This window comes from Streptomyces sp. NPDC052496 (assembly GCF_040679095.1).
Lineage (GTDB): Bacteria > Actinomycetota > Actinomycetes > Streptomycetales > Streptomycetaceae > Streptomyces.
This window is the reverse complement of sequence record NZ_JBFAUH010000001.1, coordinates 1-23,153: the sequence shown is the minus strand read 5'-3', so window position 1 is coordinate 23,153 and position 23,153 is coordinate 1. Positions and strand designations below refer to the sequence as shown.

Genomic DNA, 23,153 nt, shown 5'->3' with positions numbered 1-23,153 from the left:
ACCAGGTCAAGGGCGAGCCCTGGGCCCGCAGGTCAGACGCTCCAGCCCATGTAGCCGTAGCGCCGCAGCAGATCGATCGCCCCGTCGCGCGAGCGAGCCACCCGGTAGATCTGTTCTGGCAGGAGCCGCGGCCCCTGGAGGCGAAAGCGCCGCGGGTACCGAGGGTCAGCGGTGCCAGCGCGGTAGGCGCGGGCCCGCTCCATCTGGAAGTACAAGGAACGCCGGGTGGTGCCCGCATACGTCGCCCGCGGCCGGCGCCCCGCCTGCCCCGCGATCGTGGTCATGCCGCGGCGGGCATTGACGACGCTGCTGATGCTCGCGCCGTCCCGGATCGCCGTCGCACCCGCCGCAGTGAAAATTCGGTTCTGCTCCGCCCGAGACAGCGAGTTGAAGTACGCCCGCGCGTCGAAGACTCCCGGGCGGTGCCGACCGCGGGCCACCAACTTCGTCGGCAGGTGCACGCAGTCACACCGCGGATGCCGTTGGAAGCCCTTGTTCCAACCGAACTCCTTGCCCCCCAGAATGATGCAGCGCGCGCACGCGGGCGGGTTCACCACACGCACGTACCCGTTGATCAGCCGCTGCCCGACCATCGAGGTGCCGGTGGCGCTGCGGCCTGCGTCAGCGACCTCGCTTGCAGCCATCCGCAGCAACTGCTTGAGCCCGACGAGCATCGCCTCGACGTCACGAGCGCCTGCGGCCAGGGCCTGCTTGCTGCTGATCACCGGCAGGTACAGCAGCGACTCCAGCGACCGGCCGTCCGCAGCCTGCCCGGCGAACGCGCCCACCACGGTCCGCCCCACTCGTTGGGATCGCTCGCCGTCAGCTGTGGCGACCGCGTCCACATACGCATCCGCGCCCGCCGCCGCGGCGACCTGTCCCGCGGCCACGGCCCGCACCACCGCGGGGCCGACCAGCGACTGCCACGACCCGGTCAGATTCCGCCGGTCCAGCTCGCCCCACAGCTCCTGTACGCGGTCCGCGGTGCGACGAGCGTGCCGGGCCTGCGCGACGTAGTACGCCGCCGCCAACTCCTCGGCGCTCAGGGAGCGTGCGTCCGCAGCCATCAAGCGACCGCTGGCTCATGCTCGGGCTCGGCTTCGCCGACCTGCGGCGGCTTCGGGCCGGCCTCCAGCGCGGCGAAGTCCCCGGCCATCACCCGCTGCAGGGCATCGTCGGCCGCCTGGCGGTCCTGCTCCTCCATCCGCTCGATCTGCGCCTGGGTGTAGCCGATGTCCTCGCGGGTCTGGCGCAGCGGCACGACCTTGGCCGTGAACAGCTTCACCGCGGCGTCCGCGCGCTGAGCGACGGTCGGGGTCGCCGCGTCCCGCCACAAGGTCTCCATCGACCGCGCGGCGTCGTTCCACACGCCGTCGCGGATGCGCAGCACCTTCCGCATCACGCGCTCCCATGTCGTCCCGCCGGCGCGCTGCTTGCGCTCGGCCCGCTTGATCAGCCGGGTCTCCGCCGACCGGATGCCGTCTGCGGAAGCCGGGTTGTCGGTGGCCTGTCCCAGGAAGTGCGGGGGCATCCCAGAGATGCTGGCCACCAGCACGGCCAGCAGCTTGAGAGTGTCGTGGAAGTTGGTGAGCGACGCCTCGGGGAACTGGACGACGTCGGCGCCGTCGTTCTTCCGATCCTTCTCGGTGGCCCACATCCGGCCGATGATCCGGCTGAACGCGCTGACCTTGCGCCCGGCCTCGTCCTGGAAATCCTCCTCGCCGAAGCCGAAGGCCACCCTTCTCGGTGTGGCGTGGTACTCGGCGGACACCATCATGTCGGTGGCGATCTTGCATGCGGCGTCCGACAGCGGGATCACGTCCGCCAGTTCGCTGACGCCGTTGGGCTGTTTCAGGCGCGGCCGGTTGGCCAGCACCTCCACCATGACTTCACCGATGCCGTGGTCGTCCCGCTCGTGCTGCGCATCCTCGACCCACTCGCCCTTGACCTTCACCCACCAGCTGGTCGCGTCCGGCAGGTACAGGGCGGCGTGGCACACCTTGCCGTCCTCGCCCTCTTCCTCCCAGCGCTTGACCGCCGCCCGCACCTGCCGCGTCTGCGGATCGTGCTCGGCGTACATGTCCAGCGCGGACTCCACGGTGATCAGCGGCGTGGCGTCGTCCCCGTCACGCGAACCGATCACCACGTACGCGCGTTTCATGATCAGAGAGTCCAGGTGGCCCTGCTGGCTCTGGCTGTCCATGTCGTTCGCCTGCCAGATCCGCCACAGGTCCTCATCCGCCGCCGGCTGCCCCGGGAACCGGAAGCCTTCGACGTCGAGACGCTCCTCGATGCTGTCGACGACCAGCCGCGGCCAGTTGATGACGACCTGGCGCACCCGGTCGTCCAGCTCATGCTGCAGCTCCGGCGCCATGTACGACAGGGGCTGCTTGCCCTCGTAGTAGCTGTTCAGCTTCTTGAGCTCCGGCAGTTCCCGGTCGTGGCACCGGATCAGGTGGGTGAGCCACTGCAGCTCGGTGCGCTCCATACCGCTCACCCCCTACCGCATCACGATCATCTTGGACTTCTTACGGGGCCGGGCCAGACCCGCAGCAATGGCGTCCCGCCGGGCCTCCCAGGACAGGCAGCCCGCCATGGCAGCGTCGATCTTCCGGGGGGAGTCGTGCCGGTCCTTCTGGATGGTCCACATCGGTCTGCCCTGGTCGTCCCGGGCGCGGGCGTCGCGCTTGACGGCCTGGGCGATGTGCCGGGCGAACCCTTCGTGCCCGTCGTGCGACAGCTCGCCTGCCGTCTGGGCGGTCTTGTAGGCGCGCAGCGCGAAGGCCATCGGTCGGTCGCGGTGGGTCCACCACTCGGTGACGACCTTCTCGCCCCACCGTCCCTGCCAGGCCGCGATGGTCTCCTCCCACCAGGGCGGGTCCGCGTACACGCGCACCACGCGCCAGGTGCCGAAGGCGTTCGCGAGCTTGTCGGTCACCTCACGCTCCGGTGCCTCCCACTGCTCCGCCTCTCTCTTGTTCGGGGGCGCCTCCCAGAGCCCCAGCGGCCACTGGTGCCCGGTCTCCAGGTGTGTCGCCACGAGCGCCGTCGCGTCCCGCCAGCGGGCCCCGTCGAACCCTACGGCGATGGCGTCCCCGTCCGGCGCCACGAAGTCGGGCCGGGCCAGCTCGGCCCAGCGGCCCTTGTCGAAGGCGCGCGCGGAGGCGGTGCCGGGCTGGTTGAGGAAGTACCTGCGCGCGTCGGCCGGGTCGGTGTCCGGCTCCCGGATGTCCGCGGCGATGCGCTCCAGGTCCATCCAGCCGGCCGCATCGCCGTAGACGTGCTTCAGCGCGGGCATCAGCTGCGCGTCGTCGTGCAGGTCTTCCACGTGCGGCGCCTCGCGGTGGTCGAACAGCAGCCCGCCGTCCCGCGTCCGGCCGGCCTTCACGGCCTTGGCGTACTCGTGGGTGGCCTCCGCCACACTGTTCTCGCCGACCGCGTACATCGTGGACGTCTCCAGCCCCCACGGCTCGGCGCTCTTCCGCTTGACCAGGTTGCGGCGCACCGTCTTGTGCATGGCCCGGGTCTCCGGCAGCACGTACAAGTGCGTCTCGTCGAAGACAGCGAACGTCTCCTTGCCGCCGTCCTTCGCAGCCCCCGACGACGTCGACGGGACGATCTCCCCGCCGCCCTCGATGTAGACGCGGCTGGAGGTCTGAGCGCTGCGCCCCAGGTCCAGGCCGGGGAACTCGTCGCCGAAGTGCTCGCTGAGGTGATCGAGCATCACCGTGACGTTGTCGTAGGTGTTGCCGGCCTGGTTCTCCTCGGTCGCCAGGCACCGGATGAACGGGTAGACCATCGGCCGGCCGACCGGTTCGCCCTCGGCGTCCCAGCCGTCGAAGCGGCAGGGGCCCAGCGCTTCGAAGCACACCAGGGCGCCGGCCAGTTCGGACTTCGCGCGGCCCTTGGGCCGGGACAGGAAGGCGCGGTTGACGCGGCGGCGGCCGGTGACGGCGTCGAGCCGGTAGGCCCGGACGATGAACGCGGCCATCTCGTCGTCGATGACCAGGGGCTCGCCCTGGATGTCACCGGGACCGTGGCACAGGTAGGTCTCGATCCACTCGATCGCGGTGAAGCCCAGGGAGACGAACCGGTCCGGGGCCGGGTCAGTTCTCCGCCTGGCCATCGACCACCCGCAGTACCCGGTCCCGCCGGGAAGTCACCGCCTTGCTCTTGGCGGCCGGCCGCCGCTGGTCGGCGGGCTCCTCCTCGGCGACGGTCCAGCGCAGCCGGACCCGGTCCGCCGCCGTGCCGCCCAGGGCGGCTTCGTTCAGGCGGATTTCGGAGAGCAGTTCCTTCTTCGGCTCCTGCCAGTACTGCTCGACCAACTGGGCCAGCATGTGCAGCCGCTGCCAGTCCGTAGCGAGGAAAGTCGCGGCCTGCGGGCTGCTGCGCCACGTCTCGTACCAGGCCAGGGTGCGGGTGTCGTGGCCGCCCGGAAGCTCCGGAGTCGGCCCGCCGGGTCCGCCCGCCGGGAGCACGGTCCCCGCGACCGGGTCGGCGTTGCGCCGGCGCCGCTGGGACGGGTCCTTGGGGAGGGGGCCGGTGCCTGCCATAGGGATCACCTCTTACCGTATGCCGTTGCGGCATCAAGCCGACCGTCGTTGCGACCGTCGGCAGCTACTGAGAGTCAAGGGACCATGATCGTCGGGGATCGCCAGACCCGTACACGCTGCGAGCGACCTCCCCGGCGGTCCGGCGTGGATCATGATCATGGGGTCACCCCCCAGGGGTCATGACTGTGAGTCACCGTCGCCGGGGTCGGCCACCTCGTGGTCGGAGGTGACCGTGTAGCCGAAGGGCGTCGGCGGTTCGGAACCGGGGCCGGCGGCCATGAGCCGGTGGGCTGCCGCCTCGGCGCGCGCCAGGGCGTCGGCACTCTCGTCCTTGATGTGGATGACCACCTGCCGGTTGCCGCTGACCACGGTGATCCTCATGGCTCGTGCCCTTCGGGTGGTGTCCATCCGAGTGCGGTGAGCATGTCGGTCACGCCTGCGCCGAGCACCACCTCGGCCTCCACGGATCCGAGCTGGGTGACGTCGACCAGCTGCACGTCGAGTTCGAGGCGGGGGACCATGCAGCTGCGCATGTGGAGGGTCAGGCCGGACAGGGCGTGGGCGATGTTGGCCCCGTCGATCAGTACTTGGTGGTGGTATGGTCCGTCGCTCTTGATCTCGACCTGGTGTCGGCTCATCGGTTCCACCCTCCGGGCTGGTGCCGTGCGGTCTGACTGCTGTGGCAGGGGCCGCACAGTCCGCGACCGTGCCGGGGATCGTCGGGATCGAGGCCGCGGTTGAGCAGCTCGCGTCGAGCCAGCGGGTGGTGGTCGGCATGCGCGCTCGGGGCTTGGCCGCAGAGCACACACACGGGATCGCGGGCGAGGACACCGGGCCGGAACCGCTGCTCGTGCTCGCGCCCGTACCCGCGCTGCCGTGCGCTGCCGCGCCGCTGCTCGGCTTCTTGCCGGTGGCTCTCGCATCGTCCGCCCTGGTCGGTGTACTCGGGGCAGCCGGGGACGGAGCACACCCGCCAGGCCGTACGTCTGGGCATGGCCTGCCTCCTCTCGTACGGTGATCGCCTCAACGAGGCGGAGGAGGAGCGATGCGGTTCGGTGCGCGAGCGGCAGAGCAGGCAGCGTCGGAGGCGGCTGATCGGCGGGCGAGAGGCAGCCACGTGTACTCGGTGGTGGTGGAGTTGGAGAGTGCGCGGGCAGGCGCTGCACCTGATCTGTCGGACGTGATCGAGCAGGTGGAGAGCCAGGGATGGCATCTGGATCGGGTGGAGGCGGCTGCGCTGGCGGCTCACGCTCGCCCGATGGTTCTGTTGATCTTCCGCGTGGCGTGAGCTGCAACGGCAAAGGCCCCGCCGTTGCGGCTGGGGCCTGGTGTTCAACGGTATGCGGACACGCTGAACGCGCCCTCAGTGTTACAGCAGGTCGGGGCGGTGGTCAAGCAGCGTCGGTGTGCTGCTCGTTGGTCGGGGTGGTGACGAGTTCGTTGAGGTCGACGAGGGCGCGGCCGTGGCGGTCATAGCCGTGGTGGGTGAGCGTGCCGCGTCGGAGGCGCTGGCGGAGGGTGCCGGGTCTGATGCCGCTGTGCGCGGCGGCGGCGTATATGTCGGTGATCACGGGGCGCATGTGGCCCATGATGCGGCATCGCCCCGCCACCGGTGATGAAGCACCGGGGCGGGGCGACGCGGGTCCGAGAGCGTGCCAGCAGCTCGAATAGGGACGCACCCACAGTAGGGCTGAGGTCTGACAGCGGGCTGCTTCTGGTAGCTCATGCCGTGGTCGAGCGACGGTACCCGCGTCGTTTGGCGAGCGCGGCTGTGGCGGTGCGGCCGTACCAGCGGTTGACTCCGCCGTGGGTGTCGTCTGGCTCGGGCCAGCGGCCACGGTTGCGGTCGGCGCGGATGGTGGCCGGCGAGATGCCGGCGGCCGTGGCGATCTCGGCTCCGGTGTAGAGCCGGTTCGGCTGGAGGCCCGGTGTGGAGCGGCTGAGGTGGTCTCGGACCCAGTCGTCTACCTCTTTGGGGTCGTAGACGTTGTGGTGGCCTCGCTTGCCTTTGGGGGCGGGCCAGTCGGGTCGGCGGGACCATTTGTTGCGCACGGTGTTGTATGAGCGGCCGTGGCGGGCGGCGATCTCTTCCATCGTTTCGCCGCTGGCGGGTGCGTCTATCATGGGGGGTTCCAGTCCTTTCTGGATTGGTGGTGACCGGCGAGGGTTTTGCGACGGGTACTTTCGGGTGCCTGTGGGTTTCGGCCCGGCCCTCGCCGGTCTTTTGCGTATGGGGGTGCCCCCGGCTGGCTGCCGGGGGCGTGGTGGGTGTTACTCGTCGTCCGTCAGCAGTTCTTCCATGTAGTGGAGGATTTCACCTGCTGTGGCCGCGTTGAGCTTGATCTGCATGGCCAGGACTTCGTCTCCTTCGGTGGCGATGTACTGGGTGTACAGGTTCGCCGCTGAGAGCCAGTGGAGTGAGCTGCCCCAGATGCCAGATCGAACCTCCGTGGGTACCGGCTGGTCATCGATGATGGTGACGATCCGGTTGACCGCCGGGATGATCTGGCGGCTGTCGTATACCGGCCCTGCGGGGAGGGTGATCGGTACGGGGAGCAGTGCGCAGACCTTCACGAGGCGCTGGTAAGCCTTCATGAGGTGGCTGCCGAGCTCGTAGACCTCGTCGTCGTATTCGTCGGACATGTGGTCCGTCCTCTCTGGAGTTGTTGGTGGTGAGTTCGGGGTTTGCGGCCCCTCCCTCGCGTGCACCACTTTACAACACGTAGGCACCTATTCGCAACACCCGTGGGGCGCCCGCCCGGCTGACTGCCGGGCGGGCGCGCTGGGTGGTTACTGCTGCTCGCCCGGGTGCTGTTGGTCGTGCAGCCACTCGGCAAGATCCTGCAGGGCGCTCTCGGCTGCGAGAATGTTGGCGACCGCCGAGTAGCCGCGCACCGAGTGGTAGTCGCTCGCCATGATCGAGTAGATGTCGAGCGCTCCGAGCCAGTAGACGCACGCGGAGAACAGGTCCGCCTGTGTCCGCTCCGGCATGGGCATCTCCTTGACGATCTCCACGACCCGGCGGACGGCGGGGGCGGCGTCCTCGCTGTTGACTGCCCCGGTCGGCAGGGTGACGGGGACGGGGAGGTTGAGGCAGACCGTCGCCAGTGCGGCGTACGACTGGCCCAGCATTCGGGCGATGTCGCCCATCTGCTCGTCCTGGTAGTCGGACATTGCTTGCCCTTCCTGTTGGTGGTGGTTGGGGTTTGCGGCCCCTTCCTTGCGTGCATCACTTTACAACAAGCAGGCACCTAATTGCAACGCCCCGCTGCATGGAAAGGCGAACCGCCCCCCGGATGGCTCCCGGGGGGGGCGGTGGCTGGCAGGTCAGGCGTCGCGGAGCCAGTGCATCAGGTCGCCGATGCATGCCTCCGTGTGGAACATGGCGGCTTGGGCTGCCTCGTTCCGAATGGTGGTACCTGCGGCTTCCGCGTCGTACAGGCCGATCATGTCGGCGGCCATGAGCCAGAACAGGCAGGCCACTTGGAGCGTAGCGACCTGTTCGGCAGGGATGGGCTGATCGGGGGCGATCTTGTAGCAACGGTCGATGCTGCCCATCAGTCCGCCGACGGTGCCGCTGGCGGGCGGCAGGGCGATCGGGACGGGGAGCTGTTCGCACACCTTGCTGATGCCGATGTAGAGGACGGCCAGGCGGGTCGTCAACTCTTCGGTGGTGCGCTCGCGTTCATCTGACACGGTTGGTCCCTTCCGGTGGGTGATTGGTGGTGAGGTGCGGGGTTTGCGGCCCCGGCCTCGCGTCTCCATCGTAAGGCGCCACGCATCCTTTTACAACACCTATCGGCAATGGAAGCCCCGGATCCGCTTGGGCCCGGGGCTTCAACGATCAGGCAATCTGCCATCCGCTCAGCCGGTCGCCCGGGCCGACTTCAGCGGTAAGGCGTGTGCCCGGCAGATGCTTCTCCGGCAGGTTGACGGCCGTTGCGATCTCCGCCGCCGGGTACCGCACGGGCTCTGCCGCGTCGTCGGCGTCAGCCACGATCTCGGCCTGGTCGCCGACCAGTAGTAGAACCTTCACGGCTACTCGCTCGCTCATGATCTTTCGTCCTCTCAGTGTCGTATCGGTGGGTTCCGTTGGGGCAGCCGCGCCCGCCAGTCGGTCTGGGCCGCCCCTCAGAAGTCTCGGCAGGGTAGGCGATCAGTCGTGCTGTTTCGGGAAGCCGGGGACCGGCTTGCTCGCCGGCGCTGCTGACCTGGCAGGCACGACTGCTCGTTGCAGATCACGGCCGCTGACCTGCGAGTACGGGTACGGGCACGCCGACCACGGGCACCGGCAGTCCACACCTCTTGCAGGCGCCGCTTTCGTTGCTTTCGCCGCAGCCGGGGCACGGCTTCTCGCTCATCGCCGGTTTTCCTGCGGAGTGCCAGGGACCGGCTTCTCGTTCGGGTTGGTGGTCCAGCCGCCGGTGCTGCTCGCGTACTCGCGAACGTCCTCGGGGCGCTCGCCGGGGCGTCCGGGGGCGCGGGTGGGCATGGAGGGCAGTGCCATGATGGTGCTCCTGTCTCCTGCGAGATGGGAGCGGGGCGGTCGCATCTGCTTGGCGGTAGGGGCGGCCGCTCCGCGCTGTTGTGGGGCAGTCGCCTGACTGCTCCCCGCCCGCTCCGGGCCGACTGGCTCGGGGCGGACAGGCAGCCTCAGGCGACGTGCCAGCGCGCGGGGTTGTGCTGGTCCTGGACGAACGCGACCGTGTTGCTGCCGTCGCGTTGCTGTTGTTGTTGCTGGCCCTGTTGCTCGATCTGACCTGCGGAAACAACAGCAACGCCCGGGGCCGGGGCCCCTTCCGAAGAGGGGCCAGGGGAGGGGGTCGGCGGGCGGGCCGGGAGGTCCTGAGTGCGGACCCCTGTGGAGACCCCCGGGCGGGCCCCCTGACCGCGGGCCCGGGTGCCCCGGGAGACGGGCACCGCGGCGGCCTCACACAGGGCCCGGCAGTCGGCCGCGGACCACCCCCCGGACGACCCCCCGCCGGGGTAGCGGGAGGAGAGGCCGGCGACCACCTGAGACCAGTGCAGACCGGGGGTCGGCCGGGCCCCTTCCGAGTGCTCCTGGACGAGGTCGTGCAGGAGGTGCACGAACGCCTCCGGGGAGGGCCCCGGAGCCCGCTTGCCAGCGTCCTCCGGCCCGCCGTCGGCCGGGGCCTCCGTGGCGGCCTTCGCCTTGTCGGCGCTGACCTTGGTGCGGAGGGCCGCGAGCGACCAGCCGACGGCCAGCGGCCACATCAGGGCGTTGTGCCGGTAGACCAGCCAGCACAGACCCGCCCCGGCGCCGAGGAGCAGCGCGCCGCGCATGTAGATGCCCAGGTCGGCCGACAGACCCTTGAGGTCGGAGCGGTGGGCCTCCAGGCACCAGCCCTTGAGCCGGTCGGCAAGGCGCCTGCCCAGCAGGCCGGTCCCCTCCCCCAGCGTGCTCATCAGGCGGATGGCCCAGGCGCTGGCGGCCTTGGCTTTCTCCTGCGCCTGCGCCGCCTTCGCTTTCAGCTCGTCGGCGCGGCTGGCGAGAGCGTCGGCCTCGGGCGTGGTGTCGGCGCTCACAGCGACACCTTCCCGTCGAAGATGCTCACGGCACTGTCGCCGAGCCAGTTGTACAGGTCCGGCACCCACTGCATGCCCTGGGCGAAACCGGCCGTCGCGCACAGCGTCAGCCCCGTGAACAGCCCTCCCAGCATCCGCTTCGTGTCAGCCTTCCCGGCAGCCTTCAGGACGACCGCGCCGATCAGCGCAGCCACCAGGACCGCGCAGGCCCCCGGGTAGGTGAGTGATCCGAGGGAGCCATGGGCCAGGCCGCCGCCGCCCTTGGCGCCGGTCGTGGTGCTGACGGCCTTGTCGCCGATCTTGTTGCTCGCCTCGACGGCCTGGGTGGCGACCCACCCGAAGATGCCGCCGACGCACATGGTCCAGCCTGCGCCGGTGATCAACCCGCCGCCGAACGGCATGAGCGCCTTCAGCTCGCGGTTGCCCTTCCACCAACTGCGGACGTTGAGGATGAAGATGACGACGGAGAGGACCGCTCCGGCGACGGTCATCGCAACGGTGTTCATGCGCGGACTCCTGTGGTTGCTGCGACCAGGTCGGGCCAGAGCACACCCCAGGTTCCGCCGATGACGGTCACGGCCACACCGAACGCGTCGAGCCAGTTCAAGCGGCGGACCAGGTCGCCGGCGAGGTTGGTCCGCAGGCGGCAGGGCCGGTGGATGCGCGCGGCCACCACCGCCAGCGCGACGGCCGCCGCGGCGTGGGACGCCGCGGGGTGGACGCCCGTGCCGAGGTGGTCCAGCAGCGATCCCCAGATACGGCCGACGCCGTAGCCGACGCGCGGCACCGGGATGCTCGCGGCCGCGACGGCGGCGACCGCGACCAGCGGCGAGACCCGGTACGGGACGGCCCGGCCGAGGCGCTGCCACCATCGCAGGTCCGGCTCTACCGGCACCGGGGGGTGAACGGTGACGTGCAGGTCGATCTGCTGCGGACCGTTCCACGGGGCCGGCGCCTGCGGCGGTAGCCAGGGCGTCATCCCTCCGCCCCCAGGCGGGGCGGGAGGCGAGACCGGAGGCACGGGTGGTGCGGGCGGTACGGGCGGCGATGCCGGGGCGGCGGACGGCTGCCGGAACGGGGGCCAGGGCTGGCCGGCGGCCGGGATGATCCGGGTCGGCGTTATCGGTTTCTGGTTGTCGGTCATGGCGTCCTCAGAGGCGGAGGAGGGCGGCGGCGACGGCGGCCACGCAGACGATCAGGGCAGTGGTGCGTACGACCGGCAGCAGCACGGGGCGCGGCTCGCGGCGGCCGATGGCGGCGAGGCCGAGTGCGGCGAGCAGCGTGAGCGTGCCGTAGGTGATCGCGGCGAGTGCGCGCATCTCAGCTCTCCCTCGTCGCTTCTTGGAGCCGCTGCGCTTTCGCCTGGCCGATGCGCAGTTCGCGCTGGAGGGTGCGCAGGGGAGCGGGGCGGCCAAGAGCGCGGGCACGCTCGATGAGGTCGGCGGGGAGCGCATCCGGCTGCGCATCCGGGGCGCCGCCGCTCTCCCCCGCCGACGGCCCCGGCTGGCCAGTGCCGGGGGCCTCCTGCTCGGTCTCATCGTCATGTGATCGGCCCGTGTCGGATGCGCACTCGGGGATACGGGCATGGACTGCATCTCGACGCTGGCCTGCGGCGATAGCGAGCGCAGGGGCGCGCACGTCGGGGTGCACCTCGGGTGCGGTGGCGACGTCGAGGACGAGCGTGCCTGGCTGTTCGGCGGCGGTCACGTGCGCATCAGGGCGGGGTGCGGCGGGCGGGTTGCCCGCCCTGATAGCGACGCGAACTTGCTGCTCGGAGACGACAACGCCGTGTTCGGTCAGCAGGCTGGCGAGTGCGGCGGGATGCGCATCCGGATGCGCGGAGTGCACGCGCCGGATGGCGTCGAGGGGGTGCATCTCGGTGAGCTGCTGGCGGGCGAGCGCGGCCGGGGTGCGCGGCTGCGCGGGCGGCTGCGGCGGATCCCAGGCGGACGGCAGTTTGATCGTGTTGAGTTCGGTGGCGCCACGCCGGGCGGCGAGTTCGAGCATGAGCCGCTGGCGCTGGACCGGATCGGTCGCGACGTGCGCGCGGGCGACGGCGGCGGCGAGACGGCGGCTGCCCCAGGCGCGCAGACGGCGGCGGGAGCCGAGCCGTACGGCACGAGCCAGGGCGCGATCTCGGGTGATCTGTTCGGCGGTACGGTCGCGCACGGCGAGACCGAGCCGGGACAGCAGCCGCTCGCGCAGGGCACGGGCGATCTGCGCGGGCAGGCCGCTGGACAGCGCGCCCGGCCGGATGATCCGCACCTCCAGCCCCATGGCCAAGTGCCAGAGCAGGCCGGCGAGCACGGGGCCGATGACGGCGCGGACGGTGCCGCCGACGACGCCGGACTCGGCGTACGCCGGGATGATCTGCACGCCGGTGATGACCCACACGAGGACGCCGGGAGTGCCGGGAGTCCCCGCGGTGCCGTCGACGCCGGTGGCCTTCTTGTTGGCGCGGGCGAGGAGGCCGCAGGCGAGCAGAGCGATTTCGGCCGCGGCGAACATCGCGAGGCGCTCGCTGTGGTCGGTCATGCCGAGGCGGTGCGCGGCGAAGCGCCACGATGTATCGGCGCTGTAAGCGGTGCAGGCCGCAGCGGCGAAGGACGCGATGAGGACCGCGGCCGGCGGCCGGGTCATGGTGCTCAGCGCACGGCCGACGCGCCAGGCGGCGACGGCCAACGCGGAGGTGATGGTGGCGGTGGCAATGGCGGCGGGGTACGGGTTGGCGTACGCCCACCGGATCGCCTCGTCGGTGAGGTCCACGATGTCTCCGGGGTGGGGCCGAGCCCGCTGCTGGAGCTGGCGGGCCCGGCCGGATGGGGCGGGTCAGTACGCCAGGGGAGAGGGGGCGAGGGTGCCGGCGACGACGTAGGCGACTGCGATGCCGACCGGGTCGCCGCTGAGGTGCGCTGCTTCGGTGAGGGCGATCACGGGCTCGTCGCAGGCAGCGATCACCGCGCGGGCCGTGGCGGGCAGGTGCTCGTCGTCCGGGCGGAGGGCCAGCCCCAGCATCCGGGCGAGCTGGTCCCCCCTGCGTTCCAGGAAGGCATCGATCCGGTTGTCGCGGTCGTCGTCGATCGGGTGGCTGTACCCGGCGGGCAGCCACCGCCGGTCGACCTGTGCCAGGTACCGCTCTGCGCAGTCCCGGATGAGGCGCTGCCTTCCTGCGCTGGTGCGGACGAGGGCGGTGAGAGCGTGGCGCGTCTGCCGGGTCTGGTCCGTGGTGGTGCGCTCCTCGGTGGTGGTCACCGCTGCTCACCTGCCTCGCCCGTGTCGGTGATGCGGGCTGTGAGGGTGACGCGGGCGTGGTCGCCGAGCAGGTACTGGCTGGCGGTCCAGTGCAGGCCAAGACCGGCGGCTGGCCAGACCTCGGGGTGGGTGAGGGCGTCGTTGAGGTGGCGGGCCATGGAGGCGAGGGCCCCGAGCGGGCCGGGCTCGGCCGGGCGCGCGTCGACACGCTCCTCGATGATGGAGACGATGCGCGCGATGAGCATCTGCCCGGCAAGGAGGCTTTCGTGAGGGAGCAGGCTCTCCAGCTCGCGGACGGCGGCGGCGAGCTGCTGCTCGGCGGTCGTGGCGTTCACAGCGTCACCCCGCTCGCAGCCAGGCGCAGGCGGGTGGCGTACTCGCCGCGGGTGGCGCCGTCGAGGGGCAGCTCGTCGAGGGCGCGGGTGAGGGCGTCGAGGTCGGAGCGTACGGGCGCGGTGTCGGTATAGGTGTAGGTGCCGTGCCAGTCCCACACGGTGACGTGAGCTTCGGTGAGCAGCCGCTCGGGCGTGAGGGTCGTGTCGGGGTTGTGCGCGGCGAGCCGGTCAGCGGCCGTAGTGAGGAGCAGCACGAGGGGCGCGGCTTGGTGGCGCGGGGTGATGTGGCCGGTGGTTCCGTCGGCGGTGCGGATGGTGGCGATGGTGCGTCCGGCGCGGCGGCCGAGGATTCCGGCGGCCAGGAGGCGGCGGGTGGGGTGTTGCGCGGGGCTGATCTGGGTGGGAGGTCGGGCGATACGATCCATGGCGGACCGCTCCTTGTCGCTGAGGAGTTGGTCTGGCCCCGGCCATATGGCATTCGCACTGCCGGCCGGGGCCGTTGTCGTTGCCCGATCGAGCGTAGCAACTTCCTAGCCATATGGCTAGGAAGTTGGGAAGATAGGTATCCATGGCCGACGACGTCGGAGGAGGGCCTGCCGAGATGCTGTCGTTCCGCGAACTGGCGCGGCGACTCGTGGCTGAAGGCGTCGTCGCGTCAATCAGCCACCAGCGTGTGAGCCAGCTGAGTCGTGATGATCCGGACTTTCCGCCTGTCGTGCAGGTGGGGCGGTCCAAGGCGGTTGACTGGCGGGCAGCCCGTCCATACTTCGCGAAGCGGAAGTCGAAGCAGGGGCAGCGCACTGATCTGCGAAGGTCGATCGAATAGTTGCCCAAAAGTGGCATTCCGGCATAAGCGCGGAGATCCGGGCGAGAGATACGTCGTGCATGCAGCGTCAGGCCGTCACTGCCTGTAGGAACCTCATGGCGCCCTGTACTCTCGTTCCCTCGCCGCTTCTTTCGGCTGGGAGGGTGCGAGGTGCTCCGCGTGAGGTTCCCGTGGTGAGCGGGAGTCCGTGCGGCGCTTCGAATCGAGCTATGCCCTCTTTGCTTTGCTTGCCTGTTGAGGTTGCAAGCGCAGGACGCTCTCCCTTCAACTGCGCCCGTGACGTTCAAACATGACTGATCGCCAGCAGTGCATGGCTGGAGCGAGGGGGCTATTTGATCTTGATGGGCGATGCGTCAATTTGGGAATTGAAGGGGAGGTCGGTACTCTCCCGCAGTGATCATTGACGCCACTTCCCAGGTAGCCCCGCGGCGCTACAAGGACAAGGAATTGCGCCAGATGATGGGAGACCTCATCGGCAAGGCCAGTCCTGACGATTTGCTGGCTTGCTTTCTTTGGGCGCAGGAGGGGCGGATCGGTTCATCGGCCTGCAGGGCGATAGCGAATGTCCTTGAACAGGTGGAAGATTGGCGCTCAACGTTGGGCATCCAGCTGCAAAACGATGAGAACCTGAAAGCCCTTCCCTTTGCGCAGGAGGAGTACAAAAAGGTCATACAAGATGCCCTGTGGAAACTCCAATCCCTGCACTGGAAAATGGGCGACGCTCTACGCGAGGTGCAGGCTCTTGTTGACGAAATGCGTTCGCAGTTCGGTACCGATTCGCATACTGCGCTGTGGCGCCGGGGGTGCGAGCAGGATTCACCCCTTGAAGCTATTGCTGTTGCCTGGGATGGCGCGTTGGAGTTGCGGAAGAAGGCGCAAAAGGTCTGCAAAGAGCTTGATGCGGCACTGGGTGATGTGCGTAGGCTGAATGATAGGCGGAGTGAGTTCTCTAAGGTGGGCAAGAAGTACACTCTCGCCAACGTGGACTCATTCGACCATAAAAATTTCGAAGTGCTCGTTGCGTGGCTCGCTGGACGTGATGGTATGAAGTCTTGGCGGACTGGTGGGGCGGGCGACCTCGGGGCTGATGTTATTGCAGAGGCGCCCGATGGGCGCAGGTTCGTTTTTCAGTGTAAGCATACGAGTGGGCGGCGTTCGGTGGACTCTGCGGCGGTGCAGCGCTTGAACGGCACTGCGCGACCGGTTCACAGAGCTGACGAGGTTGTTATGGTCACTAGTGGGGATTTCTCTAAGCCGGCGCGCGAGTTCGCCCGGTCGCAGAAGATTCACCTAGTGGATCGTCAGACTCTTAAGAAATGGTCAGAGTGGGGTGACTCGCTTTACTCGATATTGAAGGTCGATGAACCAAGGTCCGCTACTGAAGGCGAAGCCGCTTGATGGAGCCGTGAGGGTGGTTGGGCTCTGAGTCCTCGTAACGGGTGGTTAATGGATTTGTGGTGCGTCGTCATTCGAAATCGGTAAGAGCCTGGTGCACTTACAAGTCCAGCAAGGCCCACAGGCGGCGGCCGTCGGGGGCGTTGTCGGTGCCGCAGCTGGAGGCGCCGAGCTCGGCGAGGCGGGGCAGGATGGTCTCGTCGGGTGCGGGGTCGGGCTGGTGGCTGAGTACGAGGACGAGGGCCTGCTGGCTCTGATCGGCGAGGTGAAGGCTGATGCGTCGGCCGCCGTCGCTGACCGCGGCTTCCACCATGAGGGGGACCACGGCACCCACGGCCTCGCCGTCGGGCCGGTACCCCCATTCCTCCAGCTGCTCTACGACGCGTTTGCGGGCTCCGCCCGAGGCCCACGGTTGGGATTCCAGCGGCCAGTTCGCGCCGCGCCGGTTCGCCATGCTGATCCGACGCCGGGCCGCTGGCGCGTGCTTCGGCTCGTTGGGGCGCGGGGGTTCGACCGGTCGTTTCGGGGGCGGCGGGGCTTTCGGCGGGTAGTCGGGCCGGTGTTCGGCATCCGACGGTGGTGTCACGGTGGCCTCCCCTGCGGAGCATGCGACGGGAAAACCGTACCCCCTGAGGAGTCCTCACAGCGGGGCGTCTCCGTGCGGATGGTCAGCGTCTACGCCGTACGACGCTTCCGTGCGCGTCGTGTGCGCCGTCGCCGGCCCACCTCGTCTGGCGCACGGTCGAACGAGGACGGAAGGGGTGCACGATGGCCGAATGTGATCACGAGTGGGTGCAGTGGAGCGGCGCTCAGCGTTGCCGCAAATGCGGCGCCACACAGAGCTAAGTTGCTCGTTGAGCTGGTGAGGGGTCGCGCCTGCGGCCCCTCTTCTCGTCTGAAGGGGTCGGATGTCGCGTAGTGGGTGGTGGGAGCTGTCGGCCGGGGTATGGGCGGCCGTCGAAGAGCGCATGGGGCCGGTGACCGGCGCGTGGGATGTCGCGGACGGCCTGACGTGCTCGACGGCGGCCGTCCTGTCGACCGAGGCGGGTCATGTGTTCATGAAGGGTGTGCCGGCCGGTGACGCGCGCGGTCGGGCCGCGCAGGCGATGGAGGCCGTGGTGAACGCGGCGGTGTGCGGCGTGGGTCCGCGGTTGCTGTGGCAGGTCACGGCCGGCGGTTGGGACCTGCTCGGCTTCGAGTACGTCGAGGGTCGGCATGCGGACCTGGCGGCCGGCTCGGCGGACCTGGTGCTGGTAGCCGACGTGCTGCGCGCGGCTCAGGCCGCCCGGGCGCCAGAGGGCCTCCCGTCGTTCGCCGACCGGTTCGCCGACGTCCTGCCCCCCGAGCAGCTGGGGCTGCTGCGCGGTGACGTGCTGCTGCACACGGACACGAACCCGCACAACCTCCTTGTCGGCTGCGACCGGGCGTGGCTGGTGGACTGGGCGATGCCCGCAGCTGGCCCGGCGTGGGTGGACGTCGCGTACACGACGGTGCGGCTGATGGAAGCCGACTGCCCGGCGGGCGAAGCGCTGGAGTGGGCGGCGCAGTTCCCCAGCTGGGAGGCAGCGGACCCGCGGGCCGTTCAGGCGCTCGTCACGGGTACGTGCCGCCTGTGGGAGCGGCAGGTCGGTGTGCGGGATGCTCGGCACAGCAACGCGCGCTATGCCGCCCTCGCCGCCTGAGAGCATCAGAAGCCCCGCTCGGTGATCGGGCGGGGCTTGCTGCTGCTCAGTGTCGTTCGGCGATCCGGTTGAGGTCGGCGTCAACGACCGCGAGATCGGGGTGATCGTACAGTTGCTGTTCACGCATCCAGGCAGCGATATCGGCTTTGTGGGCGGCGCGGACTTCGTCGAAGCTGGTGTCGGTGAGAAGGGCGATGGTGCCCATCTCCAGGTCGTCGAGTCCGTGGTACCGGTTGGCGGGCGCGTAGCCGATGGCGATGTCGGCGGCGTGGGGGAAGTTGGCTGCGGTGAGCTTTTCGACCAGCCAGGCTCGGAACGGGGTGTCCTGGTGTCGCCAGGCGGGGTCGTGGTTGTCGTATTCGGGGTCGTCGGGTCCGGGGCCGATGATGGGCATCGGTTGATCCCTTCGGGTTGTAGCGGTGCGATTTGTGAGCAGCAGAAAGCCCCCACCCAGTCGGCATCGTTGGGTGGGGGCTTCGGCGTTCAGCGGATGGTGGCGATCTGGGCGACGACGAGGCGGCCGACGTCTGCTACTGCCCGCCGCCGGGCCTGCTCTCCTGGGCCAGAGGGGCGAGCAGCCGTGCCAGCTCATGCAGCCCGTCGCGGACGATCAGGTGATCGGCGGCGGCCAGTTGGGCAGTGCGGCCGTCCTCCAGCTCGACGTCCTGGTGCGCGGTCTCGTGCGTCAGCCGCACGGTGGAGGACCGGCCGTCCGCCAGCAGCAACTCCGCCGAAAGCGCCCCGACCACCGGCAGGCCCTCCAGGCTGCTGTCGACCAACCCGGTGGTGCGGGCTTCCAGCTCGGAGGCCGGCACCTTGGCGGCCATGTGCTCGTGGACGTGGAGCGAGGCCCTGCGCAGCCGCTCCACGACGTCCTCGCCCTCAGCGAGCTGGTCATCGGCGTTGGCCTCTACCAGCCGGGCGAACGCGCACAGCGCGATGGCGAGCTGCCCGGCGGCCTCCCCCAGCGTCTCGGCCTCGGGCCCGACTGCCGCGGGCATCAGGACGTCCAGGGCGTGCCGAGCGAGCTGGCGCACGGCCTGGGGGTCCAGCGGCGCGGGCGGCAGGAGCTGGCCGGGCACGGCCGAGGTCTTATAGGTGGTCATGGGTGTCCTCCCCTTCGTGGTGGTCGATTGTGCTGCTGCGGGCGTCCCCCGGACAGAGGTCACGCGGTCGGGGCCCCGCTGGCGGCCGGGTGGGTGGCGGCCGTGCTGATCGCCGCGCGTATGCGCTGGTACTTCTCTTCGGTGGTGTGTTCGTCCCACTGGGCGCGCGGGTCATCGGCGGGCACGCGCTCGACGTGCCCGAAGAGCTCGGCGTCGCGGGGTGCGATGTGCCAGGAGAGCTGGCCGCACGGCGCGTCGAGGTACAGGATCTGCCAGCCGGGCTCGTCCACGTCGGGGGCCGGGGCGAGGACGGCGGGGTGTGCGGTGGCGAGCCAGGCGAGCAGCTGCGCGCGCTCGCGGTACGCCCCGTCACGCTCGGCCTTAGCCTGCTCGGCATGGTGGTGCGCATCCTCGGCGCAGCGGTCGCGGAGCAGGTGCTCCACATGCTGACGAAGGAGCAGCCCCTCATCCGGGGTTAGGACGCCGCGGGCGGCGCGGGACAGGAGCACCAGCAGCGCGTCGCGGGTCGCGGTGTCGTCCGGCGCATCGCAGCGGTCCCGCGTCGTAGGGGCGTCGGCGTGAGGTCCGGTGACGACGGCGGTGTCCGGCGACACGTTGATGACGGGCGGCGCCAGGTGGTCGGCGATGTGTTTGACCTGCGTCATCAGCTGGTCGACGGCGCGGGCGATCTCGTGGACGGGGTCAGTGGGCATAGTCGTTTCCTCCGGGGCGGGGCCAGGTGTCGGGGCCGGGGATGGTGACGATGGGGCGCCGCCGTCGTTCCTGGTGATGGAGTCGCAGCACTCGCAGGTACTGTGGGACGGCGGCATGGGGCGGTGGTCAGTCATCGCGGAACTTCTCCTTGAACCGCCCGGTGAGGCGGGACCGGTTGGGCGGGGTGACGAGAGCGCTGGTCCATATCCAGATCAGGGCGCTGAGCAGGAGCACCTGGTGCATCAGCTGCCGTCTCCGCTCGGCAGGCAGTGGCCGGCCTGCTCCAGCCGCCAGGCCAGGTCCCCGGCGTCCACGCCGCCCACCTCGTTCGCCTTCACGCACCAGGCGGAGACGATGCGCAGTACCTCGTCGCGTGCCGCTTCGGCCTGCTGCCGGAATGCGTGCGGGGTGGGGCGGGTGCGGCGCTGGATGGTGACGGTGTACGCCTCGTCCGGGCACCGGCCGTCGCGCAGGTCGAGGGAGACCGACGGGGGCGGACCAGTGATCTCGGTTTCGAGGTAGTTCTGCGCGCCGTACCCGTCGAGCATCGTGCGCATGGACGCGACGAGGGCCAGGAGCAGTTCGCGCGCGGGCTCCAGTTCCAGAGTGACCACGCCGTCTTTGATGCTGAGGTTCTTCATCAGGGTGCCGTCGGTGAGGATCTCGGCGGCCAGATCGCCGAGTGCCTCGAGGGCGTAGGCGGCGGCCCAGTCGAGGCGGGCGGGGGCCTGGTGCCACAGGTGGTGGTTCTCGCGGAGGCCGCGTTCGATGGCGGCGAGCGCCTGGACACGGCGCTTGGTGCGCTGCTGCTCGGTGAGTTCAGGCACGGTCGGCTCCCTTGGCTGAACGGAGGCGGACGACGGGCGGAGTGGTCGGCTGGTAGCCGGAGCAGGGAGGGCAGTACGTGCGGCCATCGGGGAGGATGCGCCAGCCGATGCGTGCGCCGGCGGCGTGCGCATCGTCGACCGCACGGGCACCTGTCCAGAGGACGGTGGCGCACGTTCCGTACTGCCACTGCTGATCGCAGTGCAGGGTGATGCAGGCGCTCACTGGTCGATCCCCTCGGTGATGATCCGGCAGGTGCGTTCGTGCGCGCGGCCCCGGGTGAGCCACCACCGTTCGCAGCACGCGGTGAGCAGCGGCGCCCTTTCAGCCGGGCGGCGGGGGCGTGCGACTCTCTCCGCCTGTACGGCGGCTTCACGGCGCGCTTGACGTCCGGTGAGCCGGAGGATCACCCGTACGGCCGTCAACGGGGCGTACAGAGCCCCTCGCGGCATCATGCGGCTTCTCCCGTCCCGGCCGCATCAACGAACTCGGGCTGTCCGGCCCGCAGGCCCAGCCACGTCGCCGACGGATACGCGCACCCGCACCACCGGCACTCAGCGACCTTCTCGCCGTGAGACAGCCGCACTTCGCCGCCGCACGGAGAGCCGTCCCCGTACGGCGCGACGCAGCACCCCAGCAGCCGCGCGCGCTGCGCCGGATCGGCCGGGTCGGTGACCGCCCGGCACCGCGCGGCCAGGTCGCGGACCTCGTGCGCCAGGTCGCCGGCGTCGTCCCACTCGCCGGCGATCCACTCCAGGCTCATGCGCAGCCCGCGCGCCGCATCGCGCACCCGCTGGGCGTACGGCCCGCCTTCGGCCGGCGGGCCCCAGCCGCGCGCGCCCTGCATCTGGCGGCGCCATCCTTCGAGGACGGTGACGATGCCGCCCTCCGCACGCAGAGTCAGCGCGGCCTCGGACAGCGGCAGGGGCGCGTCGCGTACGACGGCGACCGGGCCGCCGTCGCCGCTGCGGCGGCGCTGCAGGTTCTCGGCCAGGCCCAGCAGCAGGTACTGGCGGGGCAGGTCGGCCAGCCGCGCGTCGAGACCGCGGGTGCAGCCGGGGCACAGGCGGCCGGGGCCGTCGAGGGCTTGAGTGCAGGCAAGGCAGTTCATGCGGCGCTCCGGTCGTCAGGGGCGGGCAGGAGGGTCAGGTGCGGTTCGCCGACGGCGGCGGCCAGGGCGGCGTAGTGCGCGGCCTGCTCGGCGGGCAGCCACGGGCGGGCCGGCCGTACGGCGGGCGGCCGCGGGGGCAGGGCGTCACCGAACCGGCCGGTCGGCAACTCCTCGGCGAGCAACCGCTCCAGCGCGCTCATGCCGCGGTCTCGGCTTCCGCGTACCGGCGGGCGTGGACGGTGCCGCCGGGGAGCTGGCGGCCGTCGCGGTGGCAGGGGACGCCAGGCTCGACCTGGCAGGTGGGGCAGCACGCGACGGTGCGGGCCCAGGCCGCGATCCGTTTCGGGTGCGGCTGGGGAAGTCGGCGGCGGCCGGAGATGGTGGTGCACGGCCGGTGCGGGTGGGCGCCGCAGTGCGGGCACTCGACGGCGCGGGCCGGGTGCTGCCGGGCGCGGAGAGCGTGGCGTACGACGTCGGGCATCGGGGCGCCGGGGATGCGACGGGTCACGGCTGGTCCTCCTGGCGTGAGGTCAGGCGCCGGTCGGCGCCGGTCATCGCGACGACGGTCGTCATCTCGGCGACGCGAGAAACGATCCGCTCGCCGAGCACACTGGCGAGGTCCGGGCCGGTGGGCTGCCCGTACTCGTCGCAGGACACGCGGGGTGGCAGATTGCTCGTGAAGATCGACGGCAGGCAGCGGTTGTACCGCTCGTTGATCAGCCGGTAGGTGACTTCCTCTGTCCACTCGGTGGCCTTGGCCGAGCCGAGATCATCGAGGAGCAGCAGCGGCACCCGGCATAGCCGACGCAGCTCGGCTTCCGGGCCTCGGGGACTGCCGTTGGGGCGGAGCAGGCCGTACATGTCCGCCGCCGTGGTCGCGATGACCTCGTACTGGTGCGGGCCGGACTCGGCTATGCGGCGAAGCGCGCCGTACGCCTGGTGGGTCTTGCCGGTGCCGGTGGTGCCGGTCAGCAGCAGGGCCGTGGCCTCTTCGGGGGCCTGTGCCGTCTGGTCCGCCCAGGCGATGACGGCTGGGTGGTCCGCGACGGCGCGACGGTAGCGCGGCGGGGTCGCGGTCTCCCAGCGGGCGAGCGCCCACTCGGTTCGGATGCGGCGGTGGTACTCGGGGTGGCCCGGCTCGTCGGGGCGGGGCGCGATGTCGGTCGGGCCCGGCGGGACAGTGGACAGGCCGCGCTGCGCAAGGCCGGCGCGCAGTCGGGCCATGGCCGCCGCGTTGTCGATCTTGTAGGGCATGGTCAGAATCCGTTCTCATACACGGACGGGTCTGCGGGGTTGCGGTAGGGCTGCCAGCCGCCACCGGGAATGGCGCGCAGGGCGGGCCGCGGGGTGTCGGCTGCGGGAAGGGGGGCCAGCTCGGCCCAGCCCTTGAGGAAGTACTTCGCGGATTCGACGCGCGTGCGCTGGGCGACGGTGACGGCGTAGTCGGTCATGGCGTGCACGCCGACCTTGTTGATCAGGGCGAGGACGGGGAACCAGCCATTGCCCTTGAACGGCCACCTGACGTTGAGGCCGGCGGCGCGGATGGCGTCGGTGAGGGGGCGAGCATCGGGCGGGATGCCGAACGTGACGTCGGCGGGCTGGCTCCGCAGCCCCTCTTGCTTGCTAGAGGGGGTAGTAGAGGAGGGGTATAGAGGAGTAGGCGTCCCGGATTCCGGGACACTGACGTCCCGGGTTTCCTGACACTGAGACGGGTCAGTGTCAGGGTTTTCGGGACACTGAGAAGGCGGTTCAGCGTCCCGATTCCCGGGACGCTGAGGGCCCTCAGCGTCCCGGGAATCGGGAC

General features: G+C 70.3%; 36 protein-coding genes. 4 read left to right on the top strand and 32 right to left on the bottom strand.

Annotated features, from left to right (window positions below):
• Positions 1 to 32: 32 nt before the first annotated feature.
• The 7 genes from AB0L45_RS00180 to AB0L45_RS00150 all read right to left on the bottom strand — a co-directional run bounded on the left by AB0L45_RS00180 (position 33) and on the right by AB0L45_RS00150 (position 5,550).
• Positions 33 to 1,067: a hypothetical protein gene (locus AB0L45_RS00180; protein ID WP_365834458.1), complete on the bottom strand. Its 1,035-nt coding sequence runs from the start codon at positions 1,065 to 1,067 to the stop codon at positions 33 to 35.
• Entirely contained in the window at positions 1,067 to 2,488 is a 1,422-nt protein-coding gene (locus AB0L45_RS00175) for a phage portal protein (protein ID WP_365834456.1), read from the bottom strand. Before AB0L45_RS00175 ends, AB0L45_RS00180 begins: the two co-directional genes overlap by 1 nt.
• Before the next feature lie 12 nt (positions 2,489 to 2,500).
• Positions 2,501 to 4,126 carry a terminase gene (locus tag AB0L45_RS00170; protein WP_365834454.1) on the bottom strand — a complete coding sequence of 542 codons (1,626 nt, stop codon included), beginning with the start codon at positions 4,124 to 4,126 and terminating at the stop codon, positions 2,501 to 2,503.
• On the bottom strand, positions 4,107 to 4,556 hold the full coding sequence (locus tag AB0L45_RS00165; RefSeq protein WP_365834452.1) for a hypothetical protein: 450 nt from the start codon (positions 4,554 to 4,556) through the stop codon (positions 4,107 to 4,109). The genes AB0L45_RS00170 and AB0L45_RS00165 overlap by 20 nt, the downstream gene beginning before the upstream one ends.
• Positions 4,557 to 4,733: 177 nt before the next feature.
• A complete protein-coding gene (locus AB0L45_RS00160) occupies positions 4,734 to 4,937 on the bottom strand; it encodes a hypothetical protein (protein WP_365834450.1) in 204 nt (67 codons plus the stop codon).
• Entirely contained in the window at positions 4,934 to 5,194 is a 261-nt protein-coding gene (locus AB0L45_RS00155) for a hypothetical protein (protein ID WP_365834448.1), read from the bottom strand. The genes AB0L45_RS00160 and AB0L45_RS00155 overlap by 4 nt, the downstream gene beginning before the upstream one ends.
• Entirely contained in the window at positions 5,191 to 5,550 is a 360-nt protein-coding gene (locus tag AB0L45_RS00150) for a holin (RefSeq protein WP_365834446.1), read from the bottom strand. Before AB0L45_RS00150 ends, AB0L45_RS00155 begins: the two co-directional genes overlap by 4 nt.
• Positions 5,551 to 5,601: 51 nt before the next feature.
• Between AB0L45_RS00150 and AB0L45_RS00145 the strand changes: the two genes are divergently transcribed.
• Positions 5,602 to 5,844: a hypothetical protein gene (locus AB0L45_RS00145; protein ID WP_365834444.1), complete on the top strand. Its 243-nt coding sequence runs from the start codon at positions 5,602 to 5,604 to the stop codon at positions 5,842 to 5,844.
• Positions 5,845 to 5,947: 103 nt separating this feature from the next.
• Here the strand turns inward: AB0L45_RS00145 and AB0L45_RS00140 are convergent, their stop codons facing one another.
• From AB0L45_RS00140 to AB0L45_RS00070, 15 genes are all read right to left on the bottom strand, one after another.
• Positions 5,948 to 6,136, bottom strand: a complete 189-nt coding sequence (locus AB0L45_RS00140; protein ID WP_365834442.1) for a hypothetical protein — start codon at positions 6,134 to 6,136, stop codon at positions 5,948 to 5,950.
• 142 nt (positions 6,137 to 6,278) lie between these two features.
• Positions 6,279 to 6,680: a hypothetical protein gene (locus tag AB0L45_RS00135; RefSeq protein WP_365834440.1), complete on the bottom strand. Its 402-nt coding sequence runs from the start codon at positions 6,678 to 6,680 to the stop codon at positions 6,279 to 6,281.
• 147 nt (positions 6,681 to 6,827) lie between these two features.
• A complete protein-coding gene (locus AB0L45_RS00130; protein ID WP_365834438.1) occupies positions 6,828 to 7,199 on the bottom strand; it encodes a hypothetical protein in 372 nt (123 codons plus the stop codon).
• 147 nt (positions 7,200 to 7,346) lie between these two features.
• Positions 7,347 to 7,730 (bottom strand): hypothetical protein, encoded by a 384-nt coding sequence (locus tag AB0L45_RS00125; protein WP_365834436.1) that lies wholly within the window; start codon positions 7,728 to 7,730, stop codon positions 7,347 to 7,349.
• A 153-nt stretch (positions 7,731 to 7,883) separates the two neighbouring features.
• Entirely contained in the window at positions 7,884 to 8,252 is a 369-nt protein-coding gene (locus AB0L45_RS00120) for a hypothetical protein (RefSeq protein WP_365834434.1), read from the bottom strand.
• Positions 8,253 to 8,400: 148 nt separating this feature from the next.
• Entirely contained in the window at positions 8,401 to 8,610 is a 210-nt protein-coding gene (locus AB0L45_RS00115) for a hypothetical protein (protein WP_365834432.1), read from the bottom strand.
• 303 nt (positions 8,611 to 8,913) lie between these two features.
• Entirely contained in the window at positions 8,914 to 9,063 is a 150-nt protein-coding gene (locus AB0L45_RS00110) for a hypothetical protein (protein WP_365834430.1), read from the bottom strand.
• Between the two features lie 146 nt (positions 9,064 to 9,209).
• Entirely contained in the window at positions 9,210 to 10,103 is an 894-nt protein-coding gene (locus tag AB0L45_RS00105) for a hypothetical protein (RefSeq protein WP_365834428.1), read from the bottom strand.
• Positions 10,100 to 10,609, bottom strand: coding sequence for a hypothetical protein (locus AB0L45_RS00100; protein ID WP_365834426.1), 510 nt, complete (start codon positions 10,607 to 10,609; stop codon positions 10,100 to 10,102). Before AB0L45_RS00100 ends, AB0L45_RS00105 begins: the two co-directional genes overlap by 4 nt.
• On the bottom strand, positions 10,606 to 11,082 hold the full coding sequence (locus AB0L45_RS00095) for a hypothetical protein (protein WP_365834424.1): 477 nt from the start codon (positions 11,080 to 11,082) through the stop codon (positions 10,606 to 10,608). Before AB0L45_RS00095 ends, AB0L45_RS00100 begins: the two co-directional genes overlap by 4 nt.
• A gap of 172 nt (positions 11,083 to 11,254) precedes the next feature.
• Positions 11,255 to 11,422 (bottom strand): hypothetical protein, encoded by a 168-nt coding sequence (locus tag AB0L45_RS00090; RefSeq protein ID WP_365834422.1) that lies wholly within the window; start codon positions 11,420 to 11,422, stop codon positions 11,255 to 11,257.
• Between the two features lies 1 nt (position 11,423).
• On the bottom strand, positions 11,424 to 12,869 hold the full coding sequence (locus tag AB0L45_RS00085; RefSeq protein WP_365834420.1) for a hypothetical protein: 1,446 nt from the start codon (positions 12,867 to 12,869) through the stop codon (positions 11,424 to 11,426).
• 63 nt (positions 12,870 to 12,932) lie between these two features.
• The gene (locus AB0L45_RS00080; RefSeq protein ID WP_365834418.1) at positions 12,933 to 13,355 is read right to left on the bottom strand and encodes a hypothetical protein; all 423 of its coding nucleotides are present in this window, start codon (positions 13,353 to 13,355) and stop codon (positions 12,933 to 12,935) included.
• Complete coding sequence (locus AB0L45_RS00075) at positions 13,352 to 13,690, bottom strand: hypothetical protein (RefSeq protein WP_365834416.1); 339 nt, start codon at positions 13,688 to 13,690, stop codon at positions 13,352 to 13,354. The genes AB0L45_RS00080 and AB0L45_RS00075 overlap by 4 nt, the downstream gene beginning before the upstream one ends.
• Positions 13,687 to 14,115: a hypothetical protein gene (locus tag AB0L45_RS00070; RefSeq protein WP_365834414.1), complete on the bottom strand. Its 429-nt coding sequence runs from the start codon at positions 14,113 to 14,115 to the stop codon at positions 13,687 to 13,689. The genes AB0L45_RS00075 and AB0L45_RS00070 overlap by 4 nt, the downstream gene beginning before the upstream one ends.
• Positions 14,116 to 14,258: 143 nt before the next feature.
• Here AB0L45_RS00070 and AB0L45_RS00065 point away from each other — a divergent pair, with 143 nt between their 5' ends.
• Entirely contained in the window at positions 14,259 to 14,516 is a 258-nt protein-coding gene (locus AB0L45_RS00065) for a hypothetical protein (protein ID WP_365834412.1), read from the top strand.
• Positions 14,517 to 14,909: 393 nt separating this feature from the next.
• Positions 14,910 to 15,914 (top strand): restriction endonuclease, encoded by a 1,005-nt coding sequence (locus AB0L45_RS00060; RefSeq protein WP_365834410.1) that lies wholly within the window; start codon positions 14,910 to 14,912, stop codon positions 15,912 to 15,914.
• 97 nt (positions 15,915 to 16,011) lie between these two features.
• Here AB0L45_RS00060 and AB0L45_RS00055 read toward each other — a convergent pair whose 3' ends face one another.
• Positions 16,012 to 16,365, bottom strand: coding sequence for a hypothetical protein (locus AB0L45_RS00055; RefSeq protein ID WP_365834408.1), 354 nt, complete (start codon positions 16,363 to 16,365; stop codon positions 16,012 to 16,014).
• Positions 16,366 to 16,819: 454 nt separating this feature from the next.
• Here AB0L45_RS00055 and AB0L45_RS00050 point away from each other — a divergent pair, with 454 nt between their 5' ends.
• Positions 16,820 to 17,593, top strand: coding sequence for a phosphotransferase (locus AB0L45_RS00050; protein WP_365834406.1), 774 nt, complete (start codon positions 16,820 to 16,822; stop codon positions 17,591 to 17,593).
• Between the two features lie 46 nt (positions 17,594 to 17,639).
• On the opposite strand, the gene AB0L45_RS00045 is transcribed toward AB0L45_RS00050, so the two are convergent.
• The 9 genes from AB0L45_RS00045 to AB0L45_RS00005 all read right to left on the bottom strand — a co-directional run bounded on the left by AB0L45_RS00045 (position 17,640) and on the right by AB0L45_RS00005 (position 22,800).
• Entirely contained in the window at positions 17,640 to 17,987 is a 348-nt protein-coding gene (locus tag AB0L45_RS00045) for a hypothetical protein (RefSeq protein ID WP_365834404.1), read from the bottom strand.
• A gap of 136 nt (positions 17,988 to 18,123) precedes the next feature.
• Complete coding sequence (locus tag AB0L45_RS00040) at positions 18,124 to 18,699, bottom strand: hypothetical protein (RefSeq protein WP_365834402.1); 576 nt, start codon at positions 18,697 to 18,699, stop codon at positions 18,124 to 18,126.
• Positions 18,700 to 18,758: 59 nt separating this feature from the next.
• On the bottom strand, positions 18,759 to 19,412 hold the full coding sequence (locus AB0L45_RS00035) for a hypothetical protein (protein ID WP_365834400.1): 654 nt from the start codon (positions 19,410 to 19,412) through the stop codon (positions 18,759 to 18,761).
• 243 nt (positions 19,413 to 19,655) lie between these two features.
• Complete coding sequence (locus tag AB0L45_RS00030; RefSeq protein ID WP_365834398.1) at positions 19,656 to 20,240, bottom strand: hypothetical protein; 585 nt, start codon at positions 20,238 to 20,240, stop codon at positions 19,656 to 19,658.
• Positions 20,241 to 20,689: 449 nt separating this feature from the next.
• Positions 20,690 to 21,349 (bottom strand): hypothetical protein, encoded by a 660-nt coding sequence (locus tag AB0L45_RS00025; RefSeq protein WP_365834396.1) that lies wholly within the window; start codon positions 21,347 to 21,349, stop codon positions 20,690 to 20,692.
• Positions 21,346 to 21,549 (bottom strand): hypothetical protein, encoded by a 204-nt coding sequence (locus AB0L45_RS00020; RefSeq protein ID WP_365834394.1) that lies wholly within the window; start codon positions 21,547 to 21,549, stop codon positions 21,346 to 21,348. Before AB0L45_RS00020 ends, AB0L45_RS00025 begins: the two co-directional genes overlap by 4 nt.
• Complete coding sequence (locus AB0L45_RS00015) at positions 21,546 to 21,857, bottom strand: hypothetical protein (protein WP_365834393.1); 312 nt, start codon at positions 21,855 to 21,857, stop codon at positions 21,546 to 21,548. Before AB0L45_RS00015 ends, AB0L45_RS00020 begins: the two co-directional genes overlap by 4 nt.
• Positions 21,854 to 22,603, bottom strand: coding sequence for an ATP-binding protein (locus AB0L45_RS00010; protein WP_365834391.1), 750 nt, complete (start codon positions 22,601 to 22,603; stop codon positions 21,854 to 21,856). The genes AB0L45_RS00015 and AB0L45_RS00010 overlap by 4 nt, the downstream gene beginning before the upstream one ends.
• A 2-nt stretch (positions 22,604 to 22,605) precedes the next feature.
• Positions 22,606 to 22,800, bottom strand: coding sequence for a hypothetical protein (locus tag AB0L45_RS00005; protein ID WP_365834389.1), 195 nt, complete (start codon positions 22,798 to 22,800; stop codon positions 22,606 to 22,608).
• Between the last annotated feature and the right edge of the window lie 353 nt (positions 22,801 to 23,153).